Below are 21,397 nucleotides of genomic sequence, written 5' to 3'. Positions count from 1 at the left end.
ATGAAGGGATTTCATAGGTGCTAAATGCCAAATGGTCGATACATTGGGCTCAACTGTCGAGTTTAAGGCACTCTCCATCTATCGGTGTAAACAATAAGGCTAATTATGCGTCTATACTGTTGACGAACAAAACAACTGATGAAAAAGATTAACATTAAATTACTTATTACGCTAAGCGCAATTTTTACTATGCTGGCCCTGGATAACGTTCAGGCACAGAATGGACCGCCTCCCGGCGTAACTCAACGTCAGCAGGAAAAAGTAGGATACGGCAAGATTTCCGGAACCATCCTCGATGAAAATCAGGAACCGGTACCATACGCGGCCATATCAATCGTTGATCAAAAGAGTAACCGGATTGTAGACGGAACAGTGGCTGATGACAAGGGGTCCTTTGTTATTCGAGACATTGTTGAAGGTACCTACACACTGAGCGTTACATTCATTGGTTTTCAGACCCTTGAGAAGGGGCCGTTTGAGATTACCGGAAAGGGAGAGTCCTATGATGTCGGTACATTGAACATCACAAGTGTAAGCACTCAACTGGATGAAGTTGTGGTAGAAGGAGAACGTGAGCTAATTGAAGATAAGGTAGACCGTATTGTGTACAACGCGGATCAGGATAAAACGACAATGGGTGGAGATGCAACCGACGTGCTGCGAAGAGTGCCCTTGCTTACAGTTGATCTCGACGGTAATGTTTCCCTGCGGGGAAGCAGCAATATAAAGGTGTTGATCGATGGAAGGCCCTCAACCATCACAGCATCCAGTATCGCTGACGCCTTAAAACAAATACCTGCAGATCAGATTAAGACAGTTGAAGTAATTACCTCGCCATCAGCTCGTTATGATGCTGAAGGAACGGGTGGAATTATAAACATTATTACCAAGAAAAATGACCTTCAGGGAGGATCATTGTCAGTCAATTCCAGCGCAGGGTTAAGAGGATCCAGCTTAGGATTGAATGCCAGTTATCGTACGGGTCGACTCGGTTTGTCCCTGGGTGGCTATGGCAGAGCCGGCTACAATGTGGTAGGTGAATTTGAGAATGAACAAACGACTAAGGATGAATTCGGTTCGATTGTTTCAACGACCAGTCAGTTCGCGGATACCCGTAACAACTATCTTTTTGGGCGTTATAACTTCGGTGCCGACTATGCCTTTAATAAATACAATTGGGTCGGCGCTTCTGTGAACCTGGGAATCAGGAATTTTAGTTCGAACCAGGATGGTCGTCTGACACAAACCAATAATTCAATGGGTCTGCGCTCATCAACAGAAGATGTGGGGATCGATAATCTTGGCAACCAGGTTGATGTTAGTTTGAATTACCTCAGGACCTTTGAAGAAAAAGGTAAAGAAATCAGCCTGCTTACGCTGTATAGCCAGAACAAGCAAACCAATGATTTTGACATTGCTACTCTTCAAAGCAGCGAACCGATAGATAACGCATTTATCCGGAATAATAACGACAGTTACAACAAAGAATTCACGATCCAACTGGATTATGTGGAGCCCATCAATGACAAGATCATCGTTGAAATGGGTGCCAAGAATATTATGCGTGATGTAACAAGTGATTTTCTGTACCTGGTGGGAGATGATGAAAATTCATTAACACCAGTAGAAGGTGTAAATCTGAGCAATAATTTTGATTACGTTCAGAATGTACTTGCTGGATATCTCTCTGGTACCTTTGATTTAGGTAAGGGTTACACGCTGATGGCCGGCGGTCGGTATGAGTATACAACGATTGCTGCGAACTTTTCGGATGAAGCAGATCTTGAGATTCCGGATTACGGAACATTCGTGCCCAGCATAAACTTCTCGAAGAAGCTGACTCCGTTGAAAACAGTTAAATTTGCCTACAATCGAAGAATCCAGCGTCCGTCACTACGCTTTTTGAACCCGAATATCGACGCATCCAACCCACTGAATATTTCACAGGGTAATCCTACACTTGACCCTGAATTCACCGATAATTTTGAAGTGTCTTACAGTACGTTCAAAAAAGGAACTTCGATCAATATTTCAGCATTCTGGAGAAATACAACAGGATCAATCCAGCAGGTACGTGAAACTATCGGACAGGATACGATATTCTCAACGTTCCAGAACATTGGTCAGGAAGATGCCCTGGGTGTGAGTATTTTCGCGAATGGCAAGATTGGTAAATTACAACTCAGCGGAGGTATTGATTCTTATTATGCCATGTTGGATAATAATTTGGAAGACCCACTCTTCAACGCATCTAACGAAGGTTTTGTCGTATCAGGCCGATTGTTTGGTAGTTATGAATTAACTGAGCAGTGGGCACTGCAGTTCTTCGGATTCATTCGTGGCCGTCAGGTACAGCTTCAGGGTTATCAGACAGGGTACTATGTTTACAGTCTCAGTTTGAACCGGATGTTCAAGGAGAAGCGCGGTAGTGTCGGTATTGGAGCTGAAAACTTCCTGAATAACGGAATGAAGATGACCAGTGAAGTGACAACGCCATTTGTAGATCAGTTTAATACCAACATCATGCGGAATATGAACTTCAAAGTGAATTTCAGCTACCGTATCGGTAAGCTCACAACCGGTCAGACACGCAGAAGACAGCGTAAGGTCGAAAATAACGATCTGAAAGATGGTGGTGGAAATCAGGATATGATGAATAACTAGTTTTCAAAATGATTCAAGAATCCAGGGTTGGTTTGGTTTAGGCACTGGGATTCACTGAGAAAGGGGCATTTGCCCCTTTTTTATTTGCCCCCATAAAAGTAATATTAGGTTATGAAAATCACGGTAAAATCCAGCCGATACTATTTTTCTCCTGTGTTACTGATCTTGTCAGTTCTTTTTTCATGTGATTCACAAAAAAAGGAATCTGAGTTGGATGAAGTCTATTTGAATTCACTGAGCAGTTATCGGGAGACACTTGCAGAAAAAAGCCGTATGGAATACCTACAGTTGATTGGTCGTTATCAACTTTTCCCGGATCAACAGAATTATATTGGTACCCGCCCTGACAAGGCCATTATGGTTGAATATGAGGATTTTCCGGAGGAATTGGGCATGGTACACTTCACTCCGGACTCATTGATTTTTGTTTCAGCCGGGTTTTTATTCGAAACTGCCGATGGATCCTCAGACTCTACCGTGCAACTGCCACGTACAGGCTGGTTCAGGTCGGAGGATTATCAATATGGCCGGTTCAGCTGGCATTTTTTAAACCGTGAAGGAAATTTCTTTTTACGGATCCGTGATCATGAACATCCTGAGGCAATGAATTTCAAAGGATATCATTGGTTTGAACCGAATGCAGAATTTATACTGGATGGAGAGTTTATATACTTCGATCAGCCCCTGATCGAGGAAGTTCCGTCGACCCTGGACTTCAAGGAAAATTCAGTCTTTATTGGACAGGTTAAATTTAATTATCGTGATGAGACTTATACACTGGATGTGGGGGAGGAAGGGTTCACCACCTTCGCCGATGAAACTTCGGCAGACCAAACATATGGTGCAGGACGGTATTTATATATTACACTTCCGGAGAAGAATGGTCCTGTACAGGTTGATTTTAACTATGCCTATAATCCCGCATGTATTTTCTCTGAGTTCACAACATGCAAATTTGCCCCTCCACAGAATCGCCTTCCATTCAAAATCCTGGCAGGTGAACTATCAGATCCGATAGACACCGGGATGGCCGGTGTTCATTAGTATTTAGTGTTAATCAAAAATTGCATGTTCAAAAATCAATTGTTTTTTTTACCTTGATCTGTTTAATTCAATAAACTATGAACAAAGATTACTTCAACCGTGTAACCGTTCTCACCATTACCCTTGCCGTGTCAGCTCTTTTCATTGCCATGATCAAGGGGTTTTTTATGACCATATTATTATCGGCCATTTTCAGCGGTCTGCTTTACCCGTTATTTCTACGACTTAAGAAACGGTTTGGCGGTCGGTCTTCAGGGGCGAGTATCGTCACCCTTCTGATTTTTGTTTTTCTCATTTTACTCCCCGTTAGTGGTTTGCTGGTTGTAGTCGTGGATCAGGCGATCAATGCCACTGAAACAATAGGGCCGATCCTCAAGGATAAAATTGGAGATCAAAGTACGTTGCTCGACCGGATCAATGATATTCCGATTGTGGAAAAGTTCTTCCCGGACCACGAAAAATTTGTCGACACAGTAGAGGGTCTCATTGCCGGTATCGGGAAATTCGTGATTAATAACCTTGGACAGATCTCTTCAGGGGCGGTGAGTTTGTTTTTTCATTTTTTCGTGATGCTCTTTTCAATGTACTACTTCTTAATCTATGGAAAGAATTATCTCGCCTGGGTCCTTTATATGCTTCCGCTCAATTCGGAAGAAGAGAATTTATTACTATCAAAGTTTATTACGGTTTCAAGGGCAACGCTCAAGGGAACCTTTGTTATTGGTGCAGTACAGGGAGCTATGGGAGGTGTGGCAATGTGGATTGCCGGAATACCTAATACACTCTTTTGGGGGGTTATTATGGCAGTTTTTTCCATTATTCCCGCGGTAGGACCGGCGATTGTCTGGTTGCCGGCAGGCATTTATCTGTTAATCACAGGAAACATAACCGCAGGAATAGGCTTATTGCTTTTTGGTGCAATCGTGATTGGAAACATCGATAATCTCATACGGCCTAAACTGGTTGGTAAAGAAACTGAATTGCCGGATCTGATGATATTCTTCAGTACACTGGGTGGTCTGGCATTGTTCGGAGCATCGGGTTTGATCATTGGTCCGGTCGTGGCTGCATTGTTTATAACCATGTGGGAGATTTACGGTGCCACCTTCAGTGATTCTTTGGATCCTTCGAGCCTTGTTGTTAAAGGCGAAAAAGTAATAGATCACATGGTTCCTGCCGGTGTTGAACATATGAAGGAGGGAATGCAACATCTGGAGGAGGAGGAAAATAAAGAACAGGGTAATTCAGAAGCCGGGCATCAGGATTAGGTGTTCATTTGATTCCTTTCATGGTACAATAGCAACAATGCGTAGTGGGCCGCCACTGCCACCGTTTATCTTCATAGGTAAAGCAATGATCTGAAAACCAGTTTCAGGCAGCTTGTCCATGTTCGCGACATTTTCAAATCCGGGAATGTTGGCGCTGAAGAGTATGCGATGTGATTCAAAGAGAGATGATTGTCCGTAATCAAGGCTAGGTGTGTCAATGCCTGTTGCCGAGATTTTACGATTTGTTATTAACCATTCAGCTGTTTCGGGATGGATGCCCGGGAAATGCAATTTCGCCACAGCGTCAGGTCCCTTTTCGTCGGTTCCCATATATCGTTTTGCATCCGGCCAGAATTTCCCAAACCCGGTTCGAAATAACAGGATGGTCTGATCTTTAATTGTGCCATGTTCCTTTTCCCACTGTTGTATATCTGCTATACTGATCTGGTAGTCTGGATTCAACACACAGGAGTCAGAAATATCAATTACGATGGCCTTACCTATCAGGTTTTCCAACGGGATCTCATCAACAGATTGTTTTCCTTCTGAAAAATGGACGGGTGCATCGAGATGGGTGCCTCCATGCTCAGCTGAGGAGAAGGAATAGGCTGAATAATAGAACCCCTTATCTGTAAGACCAGCAGATCCGGAGAGATGAAATCCATCGGCTGTAGGCCAAAACAAGGTTGTACTGTCAAAGGGATACGTCAGGTCGATAATGGTACCGTTCAGGAGGCTTCCATTTTTAGATTCTGAGTCAGACTTCTGCTCAGAAAAGCATCCGGTGAGGAGAATTATAAGAAATGTATACAATGCTGGTTTCATTCGGATGAGATTAGTTGATTTTCAATTTACGATGGCTGTCAATAAATTCAAACCTATGAATGATCATTCCACCAGTGGGCACCGGGACTGGTCTCCAGGTTGAACTGTTCGCCGAGGCGCGGGGTCAGGAATTTCAGGTTCTGTTCCATTGCTGCCTGAACAAAACGTTCCGCGGGATCTTTCCAGGTGTGCTGAGCCAGGGAGAAGGCACCCCAGTGAACCGGAACCGCTCGCTTAACACCCGAGTCCAATCCGGCCTGAACAGCTTCTTCAGGAAACATATGTATCTGTCGCCAGTGCTCATTGTATTGTCCGCATTCCATAAAACCAATATCGAAAGGCCCCAGGCGGGAGCCTACTTCTTTAAAATGATCTCCATAGCCACCGTCGCCACTGAAATATATACTGGAACCATTTTCTTTCAGAACCCATCCTCCCCATAGTGATTTTGCCCTATCTGTAAGACCTCTGCCGGAAAAGTGACGGGAAGGAGTAAAAGTGATCTGGATTTCATGAAATATTTCCTGGTCCCACCAATCAAATTCGGTTATATTTTTTCCTTGTACACCCCAGTATTTAAGATGTCTGCCAACGCCAAGGGCCGTATAAAAGTGTTTTACTTTGGGAATCAGCCGATGCATGCTATCCAGGTCAAGGTGATCATAATGGTCATGGGTGAGTAAAACCAGGTCGATTTCAGGAAGAGAATCGATGATCTCCAGTGACCCGGCTGAAAATCGTTTTGTGGCAAATGGCGCAATGGGGGAGGCATTCGAGCCAAACATTGGATCTATCAATATGGTCTTACCACTCACCTGCATCAGCAGTACTGAATGACCATACCAGATGAATTTGGGTGTCTCTGTTGGGGTAAGAAATTCACTGGCTCTGAAAGGCTGGATCGGAAGGGGAGACCCGGGCTCCCTTCCAGCTGTCTCAAAAAATTGCCTGTAAAGTATTTTGGGAAGGGTCTGGATGTTCACATCCATTGTTGTCTTTACCAGGTTCTGGAATTTGTTTTCCGACCAGTTGTCTGACTTCGAATATCGTTCCTTTAATTCCTGTGTTATTTTACCGCCGAATTGCTTCATTTCATTTCCTGTTTGCTGCGATAATTAAACAACAGATTCTGCCAATTGATTAATATCGCGGTTATCAAGAATCTTCTTTGTTGACGGGTGAAACAGCGTTGCGATCATCGCCAGCCCTAATTTCGTTGTGGTTGTAACGTTTTTCGACTTTCTCAATAGCGGGAAAAAAGGTTTAGCGATCTTGTATATTATATTGTAAAGCCTTGTTCGTGAGGTAATATCTTTTTCAGGCAGTATAAATCCGGGACGAAACGCATAGGCATCGTAAAAGCCTTTGGAAAAAATCATATTCTCGGTACGGCCCTTCACTCTTGCCCACATAATGCGGCCGTTCTCCGTACTATCTGTTCCCTGCCCGGACACATAAACAAATACCATCTTTTTATTCAGATCATAAAGTATGTCAACGAATGCTTTTGTGATTGTATAGGTTATTTCCGTGTATTGTTCTTCACTCAAACCAACCGCTGAAATTCCCATACAGTAGAAACAGGCATCATATCCGGCTAGCCGGTCCTGAATCTGTGCGATGTCCTGAAAATTCTCAAGAAGGATTTCTTCAATTTTCGGATGGGAAAGATGTATACTCTTTCGGTTTATGATGAGGACATGTTCAATTTCCGGATTGTCGAGGCATTCCAGCAGTACCCCTTTTCCAACCATTCCGGAAGATCCTGTGATGATCACTTTTTTCATATAGTAAGTTATTGAATAATTTGATCATGCACTTATATCATTTATCTGGCCGCAGGCATTTTCATGCCGGGGAAACCTTTTTTTAAGTATTAATTAACTTCAGTTAAACCCAGTTTATTGAGCAATAATTTATCCGGGATTTGATTAAAATATCCAGATCAGATTCAAAAAACAAGGAGAGCCGTTATTGCAAGGAGTACAAGAAACAGCACGCTAAAGATGATCAGCCGGATTCGAATGATCTCGCGTCGTTTTTCCCGTTGCCAGGTAATGAGCTTTTCGTATTCAGTTTTATTGGTATTTGATTCCCTCAAATCCTCCCGATACGGATCAGGTTGGGCAGCACCTTTCCCTCGCCTGAGAAGGTTCAGGCTTTTATCATTAAGATATTTCCCCAGTCCGGCAAATCCTATTCCATTACTCATGATCGGTATACTTAGTATTATAGTATACGAATATTAATTAAGTAATGTTCTGTGACATGATGTTTGAATCGGGCTGTTTGGCCGGGTTTTGCATTCTTATCAGGATTATTACAGCGGATACCAGGGTAATGATCGCTGTAAGACGTACGGAACTGAAGATTCCGAATTTGTCGGCTACAATACCTGTCAGAATTGCGCCAATGGCATATCCCAGGTCACGCCATAACCTGAAGACACCGATGCTCCTGGCACGCTGCAGTGGATTGGTATAATCTGAAATTGCCGCCATAAACGTTGGGTATACGATGGCGGTTCCTAAACCGAGGGTACAACTTAGTGCCAGGAACTGATTCAGGGTTAAGGCGAATGACATTCCCAGAATTGCAATTCCCTGGATCACCATTCCCCAAATCAACATTGATTTTTTATTGAGATGATCGGCAACTTTTCCTGTGACTAACTGACCCAGCCCCCAAACAATTGGATAGACCGCCACAATTTTCCCAACCTCTTCCAACGTAAAGTCTTTACTTACCAGGAGAATTGGAAAGAGTCCCCAGATCATTCCATCATTCAGGTTATTCACTAACCCTGCCTGAGTGATTGATCCAAGATTGGGGTTAAGCCATGTTGTATCCAGAAAAACGTTCCTAAGAAGAGGTACACTACTGGTTTCGGATTCGATACTCACATGATGAATGGTATCTTTAACCAGTAGGATACTTCCGAATAGCCCAATGAGTACAAATGCGATACCCATATAGAAAGGATAGGGGCGCAGGCCATATTCAGAGGCAATCCATCCTGTAAGAAAAGCTACGACCCCTACAGCGAGATATCCTGCCGATTCATTCAGGCCCATCGCGAAACCCCGGTTCCTGGGACCAACCAGATCAATTTTCATGACAATGGTGCTGGACCATGTGAGTCCCTGGTTTATCCCCAGTAAAATATTTGCTGCGATAATGGCATTCCAGCTGCCTGCATAGATCAGGATCAAGGGTACTGGCAAACCGAATAACCATCCCAGGACAAGAAGTCTTTTTCTTCCAAAACGGTTGGCGAATGCACCTGCATAGTAGTTGGTTATTGCTTTTGATACTCCGAATACAATGATGAAGGAAAGTATGGCTGTTTTGGCCGCAACCGCAAAATCAGCCTCCGCAATTTGAGGTAGGATCGTTCTTTCCAATCCGACCATTCCACCTACAAAAGCATTGATCACAAGAAGTATAGTGAATTGTTGCCAATTCCTCCGAAGACCCAGCGCAACTTTCATTTTAATTGAGAAGTTGGTATGTCGGCAAACTTCCGATAATTTATTGAACTTTCCCGTACATAGTAAACAATAGATTCATTGGGTTATTTGATACGAAAGAAGGTATGACGCTTAATTTCTTTGTGTTTCTAAGCCCCGCCAGTACTGGAAGAATTTTTCTATATTGATCGTGAAGTAATCCTTCCGTTATGAAAGATCAATATGTAGACCTGTCTACCCTCAAATTCCTGCTGTTTGATGTGCATAAGCTGAGTCGCATCCTCGAAATGAATCGTTTCAGGGAATATGACACATCGGCAATCAATGATTACCTCGATTCGGTAAAGGAGTTCTCAGATAAGGAAATGTATCCATACTTTCGCGAAATGGACCGGGACCCTGCATTTTACAGGGATGGTGAAATCATTGTTCATCCCCAGGTAGTCAGGTTTCTGAAACTGTGCGGTGAATCGGGATTCATAGGGGCAACTTTTGAGCAGGATACTGGTGGTTTACAGCTACCGAATATGGTGCTTTCAGCAGCTGCATTTATTAAGGAAACGGCAAATAATCACTTGCCGGGATATGCCGGACTAACTGCAGGAGCTGCAGAACTTATTCAGCACTTTGGCTCTGAGTCACTTAAAAAAATGTACGTCCCGAATATGCTGGCAGGTGAATGGTCCGGTACAATGTGTCTGACTGAACCACAGGCCGGAAGCTCATTATCTGATATTGTGACCTCAGCGGTGCCTGATGGGGAGGCTTATAAAATTCACGGACAGAAAATCTTCATTTCAGGAGGGGACTATCGGGGTGTTAAGAATGTTGTGCATCTTCTGCTCGCACGGATTGAAGGCGCGCCTGCAGGAACAAAGGGTATTTCCTTGTTTGTGGTTCCTAAATTACGACCCGAAAAAGACGGAACACTGCATCCCAACGATGTGAACACGCTGGGTGATTTTCAGAAACTCGGCCAAAAAGGTTATTGTACGACGCATCTGTCATTTGGTGACGGGGATGATTGCCGGGGGTGGCTTGTAGGAAATGCAAATGAAGGGCTTAACTACATGTTCAAAATGATGAATACAGCCCGTATAGCGGTGGGTAGGGGCGCAGCTGCCATAGCAACAGCGGCATATCATTCATCACTTACCTATGCCAGGGAACGTCCACAAGGCCGAAAGCTTTCTTCCTCAGGGGATAAGAACCCGCAGGAGGAACAGACGCTGATTATCAATCACCCTGATGTGAAACGCATGCTGATGTCACAGAGAGTTGTGGCCGAGGGCTCGTTAAGCCTTGTCCTGCTATCAGCCCGGTACCAGGATCTGGCTGAATCTCATTCAGATCCTGAAACCCGAAAGAAGTACAATCATCTCCTTGATATTTTGACCCCACTCACCAAGACATACCCCGCTGAAAAGGGTATTGATTCGGTGAGTGCGGGGTTGCAGGTACTTGGTGGTTATGGCTTTTGTGAAGATTTTGTGCTACAACAGTATTACCGGGATATACGAATATTCTCGATCTATGAAGGTACTACCGGCATACAATCACTGGACCTGCTTGGCAGAAAAATGACCATGGAGAATGGCATGGCGTACAAACTTCTCATGGATGAGATTCGCGAAACTGTCAGTCGGGCCTCCGAAACAGAAGTCCTGAAACCCGCTGCCGATGTTCTCAGATCAACAATTAGTTTAACGGATGAAATTGTGAATTTTCTCATGGAGTTTGCCCAAAAAGGTGACTACGAGCGATTTTTGTCGGACGCTACAATCCTTATGGAATATATGGGGATCATCGTAGTGGGCTGGCAATGGCTTGAAATTGCGTTGACGGCCATAGATCCGGAAAAAGGTGGTAACGAATCAACAGCCTTTACCCGCGCTAAATTACAAGCCATGAAATTCTATTTTCGATATGAAATGCCAAAGGCGATAGGTCTTTCCGTTACATTGATGGATAAGGAAGCGATTACACTCCAGGATGATTCTGAACTATTTTCATAGGACTTTAAGTATAAACCTGCATGACAAAAAATATTAAATCACAGTTTGATCTGGATGGAAGGGTCGCTATTGTTACCGGGGCATCAAAGGGTATTGGAAAGTATATTGCACAGGGCCTGGCGGAGAGCGGTGCACGCGTTATCATCAGCAGCCGAAAACAGGAGGCTGTCGACGCGGTTGCTGAAGAATTTAATGCCATGGGGCTCGAAGCCATCGGTATTGAATGCCATGTAGGAGATGCCAAACAACGGGAGTCCCTCATATCGGCAGCAATGAAGCATTACGGTCGGATTGATATACTGGTAAATAACGCGGCAATTAATCCGTTTTACGGTCCGCTGGAAAGCGCCGATGAAATGGTTTTTGACAAGATAATGGATGTAAATGTGAAGGCGCCCTGGATTCTTTCGAACCTTGTGTTACCGCATATGAAGGCTAATAAAGGGGGCAGCATCATCAATATTTCTTCAGTAGAAGGGATTCATCCCGGGTTTGGTCTTGGGTTGTACAGTGTTACCAAATCAGCCCTCATTATGCTTACAAAAAACCAGGCGAAGGAGTGGGGGCCCTATGGTATCCGGTCAAACGTGGTATGTCCCGGCCTGATAAAGACAAAATTCAGCGAAGGGTTATGGAAAAATGATAAACTCGTTGAGGGATACATGAGTGCGGTGCCCCTACACAGGATTGCTGAACCAGAGGAAATGGCCGGGTTGGTAATGTTGCTGGCTTCCGATGCCGGATCCTACATGACCGGCGGAGTATACGCTGCAGACGGGGGATACCTGATTTCAGGCTGATCTCACTTACCTGAATGAGAATGGATTTGTTGCCGGGATATTTGTTACCGGTATGTTCGGAAAATTTGCTCCCATCCACTCGGCCATAAATGCCGAACCCGGCTCTTCACTATCAGCATGACCGAGCACGATCAGGGATATGGAATCGCCTTTGGAACGTGCATCACGAATGTATTCTGCCGTTTCCCATTCGGATATTTCTCCGCATATCAGCACATCCGGCTTTTCAGCGCTCGTAAGTGAAATTTGCCGTCTTCCCCCTGAAGCCCCCGGCATAAGCAATATCCTGCTGCAGGATTGATCCGGATTTCCTATATAACGGACGGTCTTGATTCCGAGACTCTTTTTTAAATGTTCAATCAGTGATTCCAGCGTCATGGCAGGTATCCTGTAACGGTTTCGGTTGTCCGGGTCAAAGTAATCATTCCACTCCAGCCGATCGACTACTCCCTGCTGAACGCCGTCTGGATATAGAGTATGGACATAATCATGATTACGCCAGACCGACATGGCATACTTTTCCAGAAGTTCCTTTTTGTACAGGTAAACATCATCCTGCTCGAGCCATTCTGTATCATCGAGGTGGTTATAAAAAGTCGGCTCATGAGCAATGATGAAATTGGCATTCAGGCTGTGTGCCTTTTCAATAACATCGATGGTTGCGAACATGGTGGTCACCACACCGGTCACTTCCATATCCCGCCGGCCGGCTTTAAGTGTGTCTACCGTTTGTGAAAAGGGTGCACCTGATACCTCTCCGATAAACCGGTCGATGATATCACCCACCGTTGTTGACCAAATCGGGATCCCTCCGAAAACCCCGGATGGCAGTAGAAGGGAGGAGGCTGATGCGACTCCAAGTGATTTAATGAACATTCTGCGATTCGGGGTTAGTTCTTTCATGATTTGATTATTAAGCGGATTACAAGTTAATGCATATCGGTAAAGATTAAAATCTCACAAGCAACTGGTTTCTTCACTTACACATTTTGCTGAAAAAGAATTCGGTTTCTGTATTCGGACTGAATTGACTATTTTGTATCAGAATAATCCCTGTCCTATGATAATCAGAAATCTCTTTACAATCCTTTTTGCACTTATCGTGTTTGTTTCCTGTTCAACTTCGGAAGAATCACCCGAAGAGCCTCAGCGGCCAAACATATTATTTATCATGTCGGATGATCATGCCTATCAGGCCATCAGCGCGTATAGCAATCACCTCATCGAGACACCAAATATTGACAGGATAGCAAAGGAAGGTATGCTGTTCACGAACGCCAGCGTGACGAATTCGATATGCGCTCCTTCACGTGCAACGATCCTGACAGGAAAACATACTCACATTCATGGGAAGGTCGACAACCGGCGGCCATTTGATTCCACGCAGGTTACATTTCCGCAACTGTTTCAGAAGGCGGGATATCAGACAGCCATGTATGGCAAACTTCATTTCGGTAATAATCCGAAAGGTGTGGATGACTTTATGATTTTGCCCGGGCAGGGTAACTATATCAATCCGAAATTTATCACCCCGGAAGGCGATACTACCATTGAAGGCTATGTTACTGATATAATTACTGATCTGACACTCGGCTGGCTCGAAGAAGGCAGGGATAAGGAAAAGCCTTTCATGATGATGTACCTGCACAAAGCTCCCCACCGACCCTGGTGGCCTCGTCCGGATAAGTTTGCCGAATTCACTAAGAAGCAGTTTCCTGAGCCTCCAACTCTGTTTGATAACTATGAAGGCAGGGGTACGGCTGCACGTGATGCAGAAATGAATATCCTGATGCACCAGCGATATAGTCATGATTCGAAAATAAGACCGGAGACGCTTGAAGCTATGGGAGATGTGGAACCCTATGTGGAGCCGTTGCCCTGGGATGAATTCTACGGTCCGTATAACAGGGCCACTCCGGCGCAGAAGGCGTTGTACGACCCCACCCTTGATTCGATCAATTCCTGGTTTAAGGAGAACTGGGCAGGTCTCAGTATGGAAGATAAAATGCGGTGGAAATATCAGCGGTACATGCAGGATTATCTGGCATGCATATCATCTGTGGATGATAATATCGGCCGGGTGCTGGACTATCTTGAGGAAAGCGGGCTAGCCGAGAATACAATCGTGATATATACGTCAGATCAGGGATTTTACCTGGGTGAGCACGGCTGGTTTGATAAACGATTTATCTATGATGAATCATTCAAAACACCTTTGCTTATACGTTGGCCGGGAGTAGTGACGCCGGGCAGTCGGACCACCGAAATGGTTCAAAATCTTGATTTTGCCCAAACGATGCTTGAGATGGCAGATATTCCGGCGCCTGATGATATGCAGGGAGAAAGCCTGGTTCCGCTTTTAAAGGGTCAGAATGATCTGTGGACACGGGAGGAAGTCTATTATCATTATTATGAATATCCCGCAGTGCACATGGTAAAACGGCATTATGGCATTGTTACTGAAGAGTATAAACTCATTCACTTTTACTATGATGTGGATGAATGGGAGCTGTTTGACAGAAAGAAAGATCCCATGGAAATGCACAACGTCTACAATGATCCGGATTATGCCGAAGTGGTGGCAGATCTAACGATCCGCCTGGGTAAGTTACGCCAGAAATACGGCGATTCAGAAGCGCTCGACAGCATGTATATTAAGCTGCACTTTGAGGAGTAGATCAATTCTTTCAAATGCCTGAATACAGTTGTATATTTTAGTATATTTCCGTCATGAAATATTTTAAGTACCTGTGTTTAGTCATTTTTCTACAAGCCTGTAGCCAGGAACCCAATGATCTTCCTTCAATCCCGGTGAAGCTTATCGATGGCTCCACAATGCAAATGGATGAATTAGAGGGGAAGAGCATGGTTGTCCTGTATCAGCCAGGGTGTGATCATTGTCAGCGGGAAGCAGTTCAGATTCAGAAAAACCTGGAAAGTTTCAATGACTACCAGGTATACTTTGTATCAAGCTCTTCCAATTATGAGAACCAGCAATTTGCCATTGAATACAAATTGAATGGCCTGACCAATTTCCATTTTGGATTTGCGCTGCCCGAGCATATTGTTGCCCACTACGGATCGATACCCACGCCGTCGGTGTATGTATATTCGGGAGACGGGAAGCTTCAGAATGAATTTATTGGTGAGACACCCATAGATAAGATCCTTTCTGTTCTATAGATCGTGAAATGTATCCGGCACAAGAAACTACCGGATACGATTTTCTGATATTCAATGAAATTTGGGATTTTCATCCTTATCCCAGATACCCCAGTATGCACCAACGTCACCTTCTGCACCTACTTTCCAGGATTCATCAAAGGATGAAAAATAGAAGATCTCAATATCGTCTTCTTTGGACCATTGCTGGGTATTGATGAAGTAACTCATGAAATTCTCTTCTGAAGGATCTGCCCCGTTCAGACTGGTTCCCTGGCTCGGCCACCCGGTTTCGGTGATGATCACCTTTTTTCCTTTGCCCGCGTTCACCGCCATGTTGTACATTTCCTTCATGTACAGAAGGGAGTAATCGCTGTGGCATCCTTCCCAGAACGGATAGCAGTTGGCCAAAAGGACGTCACAAGCATCCGTGATTTTAGGCCTGTCGGCAAATTCGTAGTATGCGTCCACATAGCCAACCTGAACATCCGGGAGCGCTTCTTTCACCCGGTGTATAAATTGAAGCAATTCCTCTTCAGTCAGATCACCGCGGTACATTACCTCGTTACCTACGGCAGCGATATCGACATAGCCTTCTCTTGCTACCTTGATTAAATTTTCAATTTCCCGGTTATTGATCTCCGGGTCATCGCCAAGCCAGGCACCCACCAGGGTTTTAATCCCGTATTCCTTTGCTATTTTGGGAATGAGTTCATTTCCGTCGGTACAGGAAAACGACCGTACCCATTTGGTGTAGGGCTTTATGATTTCCATCCTGTGACGAATCTGACTTTCTGAAAGCTGATCTCCAGGTTGTTGCCCTTCCGTGTACGGACTGAAGCACAATCCATGCATTCCCTGTTCAAGGGTTTTTTTATACAATTCAATTAATTCCTGACGGTTCGCAGTTGATAGCTTTACAGCCGAAAGAGATAAGAATCGCTCTGAACGTTTTGACATCGTTAACTGTATTTTAATTTTTCATTTTTGTCCCAAATTCCCCATCGCTGGCCTACGTCACCTTCATGGTGAACTTTCCAGGATTCATCGAATGAGGAGAAGTAGAATACTTCGATGTTTTGTTTTTGTCGCCAGTTATTCACATTGACGAAATATTTCATCGCATTTTCAGGGGATGGTTTGGCGCTTTTGTGATCTTCACCACCTCCCGGCCATCCGGTTTCTGCAATAATAACAGGTTTTCCCTTTGAAACCTTGTTCACAACCTGATACATTTGATCGAGGTAGACAGTGGCCTTGTCAATGTCGCAATCTTCCCAGAAAGGATAACAGTTGGCAAGCAGAACATCACAGGCATCAGCCAGGTCCGGATGTTCGTAGAATTGATAATAGGTATCCACACATCCGACCTGGATATTTGGCAAAGCCTCTTTCACACGCTTAATGTAATGGATTAATTCATCCTTGCTTAATTCACCGCGAAGCAAAACTTCGTTCCCAACTGCAGCGATATCCACCACTCCCGACTTTGCCAGTTCAATTAGTGAATTGATCTCTTTTTCATTTTGTGCCTTATCCTTGCTGATCCAGGCTCCTACCATGGTCTTCAAACCCCTTTCACGGGCGACCTTCGGAATGAATTCATTACCTTCTGTACAGGAGAAGGAACGCACCCATTTGGTATATGGAGTAATCACACCCATACGTCGACGGATTTGGGATTCTGTTAAAATATCGCCGATATCCTGGCCCTCTTCATACGGACTGAAACACAATCCGTGCATACCCCTTCTTAAGGATTCAGCATAGTGCTGTTTGATTTCCAGATGGTTCATCGCAGCAAAATCCATATCCGTCTCAAGGCCATTTTTGATATCGAGCCTTACAAGAGACAGCAGCTTTTCCGCTTGATAATATGTGAGGGGTTTCTCTTCCGGACCTTCTTTACGTTTGTCAAGTTCTGCGCGAATTTCATGAGCTCGATCTTCAGTTACATCATAATTCCACATGACAATCATTGCAACCAATGTACCTAGTATGGGAACGCCAGAATAGAATGCTCTGAGTCCTATAATAGCTCCTTCAGTTTGAGATGCGGCATCCGGATCAAATCCAACAACGGATAGGATTGCACCGCTTAACAGTCCGGCAATGGCAAAGCCGAACTTCACCATCCACCAGTAAATTGCCCCGAATATACCCTCGCGTCGTTTTCCGGAGGTGAGTTCATCGAGATCTATCACATCGGCTGTCATTGACATCATCAGAACAAACAAACTGCCTATGCCGAAGGAGAAAAATGGCAACGCGAAAATGAACATGTATGGTTTGCCAGGTATAAATAGAAACCAAAGCATAATGTATCCGATAATGGAGATACCCTGCGAGATGAGGAAAGCTTTTTTCTTTCCTGTCTTCTTCGACATGCGCGCCACTACAGGTATCACAGCAAAAGTTGTGACCAGCGCGCCGATACTTCCGAAAAGGGTAGGCCAGACTCCTGCTGCTGCTGCATCACCGTTGAAAAGATAATAAACAACTATAAAGAAGGAGAATGCTGCAATCGTATTGAACGCGTTGAAGATGAAGAATGTGGCAATGCACAGTTTTCTGAAAGGCTTTATTTTAAATGATTCGACAAATCCATTTAAAATTTCCTTCAGACCTGTGCCGATATGCTTCAAGGTGAGAGGCGAATAATTTTCATTCAGCGTTGATCTGCTCTTAATAAATATGGCGGGCACCATAGCAAATATCATACAGATCACGCCAACCCAGATCGCAAGCGTTCGTGTGGCCACATCGGCAGATTCAAACCAGTCGGGGTCGTACATTACAACCCAGAACCAGGGTGCAATAACCCATGCCCACTGACCGATCCACTGGGCGACAGCCATTATATCGGTTCGTTCATGGAAATCGGTACTCATTTCATACCCCATGGCCACGTACGGAACACTGAATATGGTTAACCCGAGGTAGAATATGAATGACCAGATCAGGAAGAATGTAAAATTATAGGTTACACCGTTAACCCTGTACAATTGCCACATGATAATAAAGGAAATACCCATGACCAGGGCTCCCAGAAACACGTATTGTCTTCGTCTGCCCCATGTTGATTTAGTGTTATCGGAAATAAATCCCATAATCGGATCACTAAAGGCATCAAATACCCGGGGCAGAAAAAACAGGACGCCCCACATCCATCCCGGGAAACCCAGGTCCTGAACCAGAACAACCATGAAGATGCTCAATGCGGCCGGAAACATTTGGTTGGCAAGCATACCAATACCAAAGGCAACCTTAAGACCAAAGGGTACCTGTGCGACGCTTGTTTGGGTTGATTTAGTCATATTGTCGGGGGTTAAGGTGCTATTATGATGGTTTGAATGGCTTGTTGGTTAATAGAAATTAATGATGATTCTTCACCGATATTCAATGAAAAATTCTTCTTCTCTGTTGTTGGATTGAAAACCACTGCCACAATGGAACCGTCTGGATTCTTCGCTGCTGTTACCATCATCTCCTTATCTTCCGATTCAAATCCAATTCTTTTCGCTCCCGGTCTGATAAACCGGCTGAAATGGCTCATCACATAGTAGAGTGGTGTGAAGTACACTTCATCATTTTCTGTATCTGCAATTACCGGAGCAACGCACCAGTTCTTAAACCAGTTTGGACCGCCCTGGGTGTTCAACACCATATTCCAGTCAACCCATCCGTCCACCCAGTTATTGAGGCAACCAATGATGTCACGAGCATAACGATATGTTGGTACATACTTTGGATGAAGGTGCTTGTCTTCCTCCGGCGCCCAGTCCCAACCCCAGTCGGTGGCTTCCTTCGACCAGTACCAGGCATCATCCTTCCATTTGGGAACTTCAGCATCGATGCAGGCCTCTGTCTGTATCAGGTGTTTATCAGGAGCCTTTTCGTGGGCGTAGCGCAATTCATCCGGGAATACCTCGAAAGTGCTCGCATACCAGTGGATGGCCGTACCGCTGAAATATTTGGAGCTTTGCTCATTGCGGTACATGTCGTCTACCCATTCCCGAAGGTGCTCACGGTTTTGGTCGTAACCCAAAATCTTAATGTCTGCCTTTCCTTCTCTTTCCAGAATCGGACCGAGGTGATTTTGAACGAAGAGTGTCATCTCCCCGGGTGTAAAATGCATACTTTCCCAGTTGTTGCCATTTCCCAGTGGCTCGTTTTCGACAGTAAACGCCCAGATATCAATTCCCTCCGACTTCATAGAGTCTGCATATTTTGCGAAAAACAAAGCCCAGACATCATTGTATTCCGGCAGAAGTCTTCCTCCAACCCAGTTCTTATTGTCTTTCATCCATGGAGGGGCAGTCCAGGGCGAGGCAATGATTTTGAAGCCTTCCGTCGATTTCTTCATCGCATCCCTGATCATCGGAATGATGTCATCCTTATCCTCATCCAACGAAAAATGGGTCAGTTCCATGTCATTTTCCATTGGTGCGTAGGAGTAATTGCCCAGCGAAAAGTCACTGGAGTTCATGTGCGTCCGCGTGAGGGAATATCTGGCGCCGGAATCTCCGAAGTATGCTTCGAGTACAGTGTCCCTGTTTTGAGGACTCAGCTGATTGAGTACGTAAGCCGATGCCTCTGTAAATGATCCGCCGAAACCGGTAATGGTCTGATATTCATCTTCGGGGATCAGTTTGATAACCGATCTATTGCTTTCTTCATCAAAGGAGGTGAGCCGGGTAAGCTTATGGCCATCGGCAGAGGTCTCATATACTTCAATCGCAGGCGCTTTCATATCGGTTTTACATCCTCCCATCATGAGGATAGATAACAGGACGGGAATATATTTTGTGATCAATTTCATTTATTCATTTCAACTTCCGGATGGGAGGGTGGCACCATTACATCGGCAAACAATGCAGTGCTGTCACCATTATAAGTGTTTGAAATTCGGTTTCCGCCCCTTGTCAACTCACCGAAAACTCCCTTATCCACCAAATTCCACAACGGATATTTAGCATGGCCGTCCAGCGTAAACAGGCCGAAATGGTTTTCCGAACCCTTGGGATTTCCGGCATCTTTCCATTGTTCGTCAAAGGCTTCGAAATAGAAACATGAAATCCCTGCACTATTGGTCCATTCACGCATGTGTTTGTAATACAGCCCCTGTTTATATTCATCCGTTGCTTTAGAACCGTGCGGACCGTAATGACCGTTTGAAGTGGTTGCCCAACCTGTCTCGCCGATATGGATTGGTTTATTGACACCCAGACTCCTGACATACGTTGAAACCGAATCATACTGTTTCTGAGCAAACTTCAGTGCGCGCATCATCGCAGCATCAATCTTTTCACGGTCAGAGAGATCCACTTCTTCTTCGGGAACAAACCAGAATTCCGGGTTATAATGAGAGTTGTGATATGGATAGGTATGCATTGAAATATAATCGACCTCTCTGATCAGGTCTTCCAGATCTTTGGTGTGGTAAAGCGGGTCACCGCCACCCCAGGAGGCAAAATCATCAGAACATGTGATCCAGAGGCTTTCAGGTAATTTCCCTTCAGCTTTCAGCTTCTGAAGATGACGAACCCATTTCAGGATAACGCCGGGTTGTACATAATAGCTTTCCGCCCATTTCACCATCGCCTCATTTCCAACAGCCAGTATCTTTACGATGTCGGGGTACTGATTCGCAAGCGCAACAGCACGGGCGATTTCACCCTCATTCTGCTCGCTTTCCACATTATGATCCGGCGCCTGATCTGTCCATGCATTTTTGCAGTCGATCCATGCTCCCAGCATGACGTACATCTCAAAACCGGGATCCTCTTTCTTCAATTCACTGATCGCCTTCAATACATTGGAGGCGTGGGGAAGCTGGACATTGTATGTCCGAAGGATTTTTATTCCCATTGCCGACAAGATCAGCATATCTTCCTTCAATTGTCCCACAGTAGGCTGGATCTCCCTGGATTTCTCCCGGTATCCTCCAAAGGAAATCGCCTGGTAGTCGGGATTTCCCAATATATCTTTTGCAGTCACTTCGTTGGTTTTAGTCTCTTTCACTTGATCGGTTTCGCCTTTTTTTGGATTACACGCAACAATAAAGAACGCTCCTGCGATTATTAAATTTATAATCAGTTTCATAATAGTTCTTTTTTATCGGAGTTACCCATGTTGTTCTCATTTAC

17 protein-coding genes are annotated in these 21,397 nt (G+C 44.7%); 7 read left to right on the top strand and 10 right to left on the bottom strand.

Annotated features, from left to right (window positions below):
* Window positions 1-138 precede the first annotated feature (138 nt).
* From LDX50_RS13305 to LDX50_RS13295, 3 genes are all read left to right on the top strand, one after another.
* Window positions 139-2,664, top strand: a complete 2,526-nt coding sequence (locus tag LDX50_RS13305) for a TonB-dependent receptor (protein WP_225697788.1) — start codon at window positions 139-141, stop codon at window positions 2,662-2,664.
* 111 nt (window positions 2,665-2,775) lie between these two features.
* Window positions 2,776-3,708, top strand: coding sequence for a DUF1684 domain-containing protein (locus tag LDX50_RS13300; protein ID WP_225697787.1), 933 nt, complete (start codon window positions 2,776-2,778; stop codon window positions 3,706-3,708).
* Window positions 3,709-3,785: 77 nt separating this feature from the next.
* Window positions 3,786-4,976 (top strand): AI-2E family transporter, encoded by a 1,191-nt coding sequence (locus LDX50_RS13295; RefSeq protein WP_225697786.1) that lies wholly within the window; start codon window positions 3,786-3,788, stop codon window positions 4,974-4,976.
* Between the two features lie 18 nt (window positions 4,977-4,994).
* Here the strand turns inward: LDX50_RS13295 and LDX50_RS13290 are convergent, their stop codons facing one another.
* The 5 genes from LDX50_RS13290 to LDX50_RS13270 form a co-directional block, all read right to left on the bottom strand.
* Window positions 4,995-5,801 (bottom strand): cyclase family protein, encoded by an 807-nt coding sequence (locus LDX50_RS13290; RefSeq protein ID WP_225697785.1) that lies wholly within the window; start codon window positions 5,799-5,801, stop codon window positions 4,995-4,997.
* A 53-nt stretch (window positions 5,802-5,854) separates the two neighbouring features.
* A complete protein-coding gene (locus LDX50_RS13285; protein WP_225697784.1) occupies window positions 5,855-6,892 on the bottom strand; it encodes an MBL fold metallo-hydrolase in 1,038 nt (345 codons plus the stop codon).
* Window positions 6,893-6,916: 24 nt separating this feature from the next.
* On the bottom strand, window positions 6,917-7,588 hold the full coding sequence (locus LDX50_RS13280; RefSeq protein ID WP_225697783.1) for an NAD-dependent epimerase/dehydratase family protein: 672 nt from the start codon (window positions 7,586-7,588) through the stop codon (window positions 6,917-6,919).
* 164 nt (window positions 7,589-7,752) lie between these two features.
* Entirely contained in the window at window positions 7,753-8,013 is a 261-nt protein-coding gene (locus LDX50_RS13275; RefSeq protein WP_225697782.1) for a hypothetical protein, read from the bottom strand.
* A gap of 37 nt (window positions 8,014-8,050) precedes the next feature.
* Window positions 8,051-9,292, bottom strand: coding sequence for an MFS transporter (locus LDX50_RS13270; protein WP_225697781.1), 1,242 nt, complete (start codon window positions 9,290-9,292; stop codon window positions 8,051-8,053).
* A 188-nt stretch (window positions 9,293-9,480) separates the two neighbouring features.
* Here LDX50_RS13270 and LDX50_RS13265 point away from each other — a divergent pair, with 188 nt between their 5' ends.
* Both LDX50_RS13265 and LDX50_RS13260 read left to right on the top strand, forming a co-directional pair.
* The gene (locus LDX50_RS13265) at window positions 9,481-11,286 is read left to right on the top strand and encodes an acyl-CoA dehydrogenase family protein (protein ID WP_225697780.1); all 1,806 of its coding nucleotides are present in this window, start codon (window positions 9,481-9,483) and stop codon (window positions 11,284-11,286) included.
* A gap of 20 nt (window positions 11,287-11,306) precedes the next feature.
* Window positions 11,307-12,086: a glucose 1-dehydrogenase gene (locus LDX50_RS13260; RefSeq protein WP_225697779.1), complete on the top strand. Its 780-nt coding sequence runs from the start codon at window positions 11,307-11,309 to the stop codon at window positions 12,084-12,086.
* 6 nt (window positions 12,087-12,092) lie between these two features.
* Here the strand turns inward: LDX50_RS13260 and LDX50_RS13255 are convergent, their stop codons facing one another.
* Window positions 12,093-12,989 (bottom strand): Nif3-like dinuclear metal center hexameric protein, encoded by an 897-nt coding sequence (locus tag LDX50_RS13255; RefSeq protein WP_225697778.1) that lies wholly within the window; start codon window positions 12,987-12,989, stop codon window positions 12,093-12,095.
* 157 nt (window positions 12,990-13,146) lie between these two features.
* Between LDX50_RS13255 and LDX50_RS13250 the strand changes: the two genes are divergently transcribed.
* The gene (locus LDX50_RS13250; protein ID WP_225697777.1) at window positions 13,147-14,763 is read left to right on the top strand and encodes a sulfatase family protein; all 1,617 of its coding nucleotides are present in this window, start codon (window positions 13,147-13,149) and stop codon (window positions 14,761-14,763) included.
* A 53-nt stretch (window positions 14,764-14,816) separates the two neighbouring features.
* Window positions 14,817-15,269 carry a peroxiredoxin family protein gene (locus LDX50_RS13245; protein ID WP_225697776.1) on the top strand — a complete coding sequence of 151 codons (453 nt, stop codon included), beginning with the start codon at window positions 14,817-14,819 and terminating at the stop codon, window positions 15,267-15,269.
* A 51-nt stretch (window positions 15,270-15,320) separates the two neighbouring features.
* Here LDX50_RS13245 and LDX50_RS13240 read toward each other — a convergent pair whose 3' ends face one another.
* Genes LDX50_RS13240 through LDX50_RS13225 form a run of 4 tightly spaced genes read right to left on the bottom strand, consistent with a single transcriptional unit; the run spans window position 15,321 to window position 21,353 of the window.
* The gene (locus LDX50_RS13240) at window positions 15,321-16,208 is read right to left on the bottom strand and encodes a glycoside hydrolase family 17 protein (protein WP_225697775.1); all 888 of its coding nucleotides are present in this window, start codon (window positions 16,206-16,208) and stop codon (window positions 15,321-15,323) included.
* A 2-nt stretch (window positions 16,209-16,210) separates the two neighbouring features.
* The gene (locus LDX50_RS13235; protein ID WP_225697774.1) at window positions 16,211-18,565 is read right to left on the bottom strand and encodes an MFS transporter; all 2,355 of its coding nucleotides are present in this window, start codon (window positions 18,563-18,565) and stop codon (window positions 16,211-16,213) included.
* Between the two features lie 11 nt (window positions 18,566-18,576).
* Window positions 18,577-20,070, bottom strand: a complete 1,494-nt coding sequence (locus LDX50_RS13230; RefSeq protein WP_225697773.1) for a glycoside hydrolase family 30 protein — start codon at window positions 20,068-20,070, stop codon at window positions 18,577-18,579.
* Window positions 20,067-21,353, bottom strand: coding sequence for a glycosyl hydrolase family 17 protein (locus tag LDX50_RS13225; protein WP_225697772.1), 1,287 nt, complete (start codon window positions 21,351-21,353; stop codon window positions 20,067-20,069). Before LDX50_RS13225 ends, LDX50_RS13230 begins: the two co-directional genes overlap by 4 nt.
* Window positions 21,354-21,397: the final 44 nt, after the last annotated feature.

Source organism: Fulvivirga sedimenti, assembly GCF_020328055.1.
This window is presented reverse-complemented; position numbering and strand designations above follow the sequence as displayed.